Origin of the sequence: Methylobacterium sp. J-059, assembly GCF_022829485.1 — a bacterium.
Lineage (GTDB): Bacteria > Pseudomonadota > Alphaproteobacteria > Rhizobiales > Beijerinckiaceae > Methylobacterium.
The window spans coordinates 1-4,460 of sequence record NZ_JAKSYA010000132.1; the positions used below are offsets into that span (position 1 = coordinate 1).

At 67.6% G+C, this 4,460-nt stretch carries 7 protein-coding genes; 4 read left to right on the plus strand and 3 right to left on the minus strand.

What is annotated here, in order from left to right; all coding sequences use genetic code 11:
• Positions 1-326: 326 nt before the first annotated feature.
• Positions 327-536 (plus strand): cold-shock protein, encoded by a 210-nt coding sequence (locus MKK55_RS19135; protein WP_147726454.1) that lies wholly within the window; start codon positions 327-329, stop codon positions 534-536.
• A 735-nt stretch (positions 537-1,271) separates the two neighbouring features.
• Here the strand turns inward: MKK55_RS19135 and MKK55_RS19140 are convergent.
• On the minus strand, positions 1,272-1,457 hold the full coding sequence (locus tag MKK55_RS19140) for a hypothetical protein (RefSeq protein ID WP_147841692.1): 186 nt from the start codon (positions 1,455-1,457) through the stop codon (positions 1,272-1,274).
• Positions 1,458-1,714: 257 nt separating this feature from the next.
• On the opposite strand from MKK55_RS19140, the gene MKK55_RS19145 reads away from it, so the two are divergent.
• Positions 1,715-1,972 (plus strand): hypothetical protein, encoded by a 258-nt coding sequence (locus MKK55_RS19145; protein ID WP_147841691.1) that lies wholly within the window; start codon positions 1,715-1,717, stop codon positions 1,970-1,972.
• A 160-nt stretch (positions 1,973-2,132) separates the two neighbouring features.
• Here MKK55_RS19145 and MKK55_RS19150 read toward each other — a convergent pair whose 3' ends face one another.
• Positions 2,133-2,375 (minus strand): hypothetical protein, encoded by a 243-nt coding sequence (locus tag MKK55_RS19150; RefSeq protein WP_147726460.1) that lies wholly within the window; start codon positions 2,373-2,375, stop codon positions 2,133-2,135.
• A gap of 46 nt (positions 2,376-2,421) precedes the next feature.
• Between MKK55_RS19150 and MKK55_RS29080 the strand changes: the two genes are divergently transcribed.
• Positions 2,422-2,553 (plus strand): hypothetical protein, encoded by a 132-nt coding sequence (locus tag MKK55_RS29080; RefSeq protein ID WP_279593219.1) that lies wholly within the window; start codon positions 2,422-2,424, stop codon positions 2,551-2,553.
• 34 nt (positions 2,554-2,587) lie between these two features.
• On the opposite strand, the gene MKK55_RS19155 is transcribed toward MKK55_RS29080, so the two are convergent.
• Positions 2,588-3,619, minus strand: coding sequence for a fumarylacetoacetate hydrolase family protein (locus MKK55_RS19155; protein ID WP_147726462.1), 1,032 nt, complete (start codon positions 3,617-3,619; stop codon positions 2,588-2,590).
• Positions 3,620-3,755: 136 nt separating this feature from the next.
• On the opposite strand from MKK55_RS19155, the gene MKK55_RS19160 reads away from it, so the two are divergent.
• Entirely contained in the window at positions 3,756-4,403 is a 648-nt protein-coding gene (locus tag MKK55_RS19160) for an SOS response-associated peptidase (RefSeq protein ID WP_243937167.1), read from the plus strand.
• Positions 4,404-4,460: the final 57 nt, after the last annotated feature.

Consider the following 4,460-nt stretch of genomic DNA (forward strand, 5'->3'; position numbering starts at 1 on the left):
CGTCGCTCTCCACGTCCGCCTCCGCTGCACCGATGGGCCCGTCCGCCGCTGTGGCCGCACCCGCCGAGCTGGTGACGAATGTCCGCATGGAGCGCCGGATGATGCATCGTCGTATGATGCGCCGGCCGATGATGCGCCACCGCATGCATCGTCGGGGCATGATGCGCCACGGCATGTAAACCAGTTCGGGCCCGTATGGCCTTGACGAGGCTCAGCCCGCCCGGCACCGCCGCGGCGGGCTTCGCTCTTTGGAACGTCGCGTGAGGGCCATCCGTTTGGCCTGCGAGCGCCCCGCTTTGGTGCGCCCGAGACGTCTAGGAACTTCTATGAGCATCGGCACCGTTAAGTGGTTCAACGAGACCAAGGGCTACGGCTTCATCGAGCCGAATGACGGCGGCAAGGATGTGTTCGTTCACATCTCGGCCGTCGAGCGCGCCGGGATGCAAAACCTGGTCGAGGGCCAGAAGGTCTCTTATGAGGAAGAGACCGACAAGCGCAGCGGCAAGCTGTCTGCCGGCAATCTGAAGGCAGCCTAAAACTGTCCCGTCCGGGGGATGGGCAAAGCACCTGAAAAGCCCGCCTCCGGCAGAGTCGGCGCCCCGAATCTACAGTGCTTGGGTGCGCTGATCGGGGCGCATCAGGGTCGCCTTACGGTTGGACACCTTCCACACCGGCAACGACCCTTCGCGGACGAACATAGCGAACGCCTCGGTCGCTTCCGCACTCCCGATAGCACCCGCTCCTTTCACGGCGCGACCCACGACGCAGGCCCCTTCGAGACCATTCGCGCAAGGCGCACTGCCCTCGATCGCGAAGATCACCCCTGATCGGTCTGGCCTCAGCGCGTTCGGCAATGCGCCGATCTTGCGCCAGAGACAGTACCACCGCACGCACACCTCAGGGCGATCCTGATAGATCCCGCACGCCGTCCCAGTGCTATGCCGACAGAGGACGCCCGCAGGCTTGGCAAGCACCTCGATCGCGGGAACCCGGCAGCAAGCCGCGCACGGTCCGCACGTTCGGCCTGGAACAAGGGCACCTACGGCCGGTGTGGTCGGAGGGTGCTTCGGGGTCAAATCGTTCCGGCCCCGATGCGGTGCGTGAAGGTCTGCGATCCGATCGAGGATCACGTCGGGCAGCTTCTGAGCTACGCCCTGAGAATGCAGGCCCACCTCCGCGAGGCCGTGGCTCACCCCGCGCGGCAAGCCTCATGGAGACCCTCGCAGCGTCGACTTAGCGGCACCTGCGGTCGTGTCGACCCGGCGGGTGGTTCAAAGGCTCTTGGTCGTCACCCCGAGCGCGAGCAGAGCGTAGGCGCCGATGAAGAACCACTGCCGGTGCGCGAGCACCGTGCGCCCGACCATCGGGACCTTCGTGTAGAGGCTGGCGACCGCCAGGCCGATCAGCACCGCGGAAGCGAGGAAGGTGAGTAGGCGCGGGGCGGACAAGGTCGGCATGCCGCGATTTTCACGCGCGTGCGGTTGCCAAGCCGTTACCGTGCCAGACGCTCGTCGCATCCCGGCAGGATAGCCCCAGCGACGGCGTCGTCGAGACGCGGTGAGATCCGGGATTCCCCCGTCCCATGAGCAGACCGGGGCGGGGCCGAACCGTACGCGTTCACGTGCCACAGGAACGAGCCCTGCAGCGATCGGTTTGCCCTGCTCATCCGGCGGGGGCGTATCGATCCGCCCCCTGGAACGACAGGAGAGCGACGATGGCGAATGCAGGCAAGCACGGCATGCACCCTGGAAGCCAGGGCAAGGGATCGGGCTCGGGAGCGATGACCGAGTTGCCGGAAGGCGTGATCGAGGACAACGCGGTGCTCAGCAATCGCGACAAGGCCCAGCATGGGGATGAGCGCGGCCTGGACAGCAAGACCGTGCAGACCGAGCAGTACCAGGATCACTCGGCCAATCGGCTGGGGGATGACAAGGACCAAGCGCAGGGCGGCGGCGACGCCGGAAATCCCTAGGCTCGCGACAACCCGCCCGGTCCATCGGGCGGGTTTCCCGTACCGTTATCCGCCCCGCAGGCTCTCGGCGAAATCCTCCGGCACCTCGCCGAACTGCCCAGGAGCGTTGCGCCTTCCAGCTCGCCGGTCTCGTCGGCGGCGGCGATCTGGAACACGCCGTCTATACCAGCACCTCACCCGTACCCGTCATCTCGACGAGCACATTTCCGAGGTAGGCTCCCAGGCGCTTCAGGGCGCCCCGATCCGGGGCGTCGATCCAGAAACCGATAAGGGCAGGCTTACCGTCCAGACGACGCAGCACCGACTCGGCCATCAGAGCCGCCTCCCGCTCGGTCGAGGCGAACAGGGTACGCTGGGCGCCGGCCGCTAAGATCGTGATTTCGAAGGGGGTGACGCTTGGCATACCAAGCCAACGTGTTGCGTTGCAAAATCGTTGCGTGCCGGACCCCATGACGGTTGGCAGCGTTCTGCTGACCCGTGCCGACCTTGAGGCCGTGCGGATTTGGGGCACCAAGTTCGAGATGCGAACGCCGCGCCCCACGACGCAGGTCGGCGCGCTGCCGATCGCGGTGGCCGGCTGATTGAGCGCCCGCCTCTCGATCGAGGGCGAACCTCTTACGCCGGGACGGCCTGGATCACGTTGCGCAGGGTGCCGAGGCCGACGATCTCCGTCTCCATCACATCGCCCGGCTTGAGGAATTCGGGCGGCTTGCGCGCGTTGCCGATGCCGGGGGGCGTGCCGGTGGCGATGATGTCGCCGGGCACGAGGGTGAGGCCGTGCGACAGCTCGGCGATGATGCGGGCGACCTTGAAGTACATCTGAGCGGTCGAGGCGTCCTGTTTCACCACGCCGTTGACGCGGGTCAGGAGACGGAGATTCGAGGGATCGAGGTCGGATGCAGGCACGATCCACGGGCCGATCGGTCCGTACCCGTCCAGGCTCTTCCCCTTGAACCACTGCCCGCCGTGCAGCTTGATCTGCATGTCGCGCGCCGTGGTGTCGTTGATGACGCTGTAGCCGAACACGTGGGCCATCGCGTCGGCTTCTGTGATGTTGCGTCCGCCCGTGCCGATGATGACGGCGAGCTCGACCTCCCAGTCGATCGCCGTCGACACCGAAGCATCGTAGGGGATCGGGTCGTAGGGGCCGTTGATCGTGTTGACGCCCTTGGTGAAGAACACGGGATGGGCGGGGTACTCGGCGTTCGTCCCCCGGACGGCCTGACCCTCGGCGAAGTGCTCCAAGTAGTTCCAGCCGACCGCGTAGATGTTGCGCGTCGGTGCCGGGATCGGCGCCAGCAGCCGCACCGTCTCGACCTGCGGGCCATCCCCGGCGGCCGCGGCCCGGCGCACGGCATCGAGCGCGGCCGGTCCTGCCGTGATGAGCGAGACCATCTGCGCCGGATCCACGCCCGGCACTCCAACCTGCGTCAGGTCGACGACGCGCCCGTCCGAGCGGACCACACCGAGCCGCGGCGTGCTGCCCGCGTCGGGTGCGAAGGTGACGAGACGCAGAGCCTCTCCGCTCGGCGGGGGTATCGGATGCCCCGGACCCGAGGCTGGCGCCTGCGCCGAGGCTGACCCGACCAGGGCCCCGACCGCCGTCGCGGCGGCCGTGAGATGCAGGAAGTCGCGCCGAGTGCTCATCGATGGTCCTCCGCAGCGCTCGCCCTTCATCGGGGCAAGTCGCGCGAGCGAATTTTGAATTCATATGATGCGGGATGCAATCGGGCTCGCGCAGCGTGCCTTGCCCTTTCGCGCTTTGGCGGCGCACGATGTCGGGATGTGCAACCTCTACAGCCTCGACAGGGGCCAGGACGCGATCCGCAAGGCCTTCGGGGTCGAGCGCGACGAGACCGGCAACCTGCCGCCGCTGCCGGCGATCTTCCCCGACCAGATGGCGCCGGTGGTGCGTTTGGCCGAGGGCGAGCGCGCGTTGGCGATGATGCGCTGGGGCTTCCCCTCGCCGTCGAGCAAGGGGCCGCAGCACCCGGTCACGAACGTGCGGAACGTGAGGTCGCCCTACTGGCGCCCGTGGCTGAAGCCGGAGCAGCGCTGCCTCGTGCCGGTATCCTCGTTCAGCGAGTACGCGGACACCAAGCCGCGCAAGACGCCGGTGTGGTTCGCGCTCGACGAGGACCGGCCGCTGTTCGCCTTCGCCGGGATCTGGCGACCGTGGACGGGCGTGCGCGGCCCGAAGCGCGACGAGCCCGTCGAGGAGGAACACCGGCTCTACGCCTTCCTAACGACGGAGGCGAACGGCGTCGTCGGGCCGGTGCATCCGAAGGCGATGCCGGCGCTGCTGACCACGCCGGAGGAGTGGCGCACGTGGCTGGAGGCGCCGGTGGAGGAGGCATTGCAGCTTCAGCGGCCGCTGCCGGACGAGGCCATGCGCGAGGTCGCCCGCGGCAAGCGGAGCGATGGGACTTAGGCCCCGGATCGACGGTGCGTGATGCGCTTACTGCGCGTCGTCGGTGCCAACCATTCG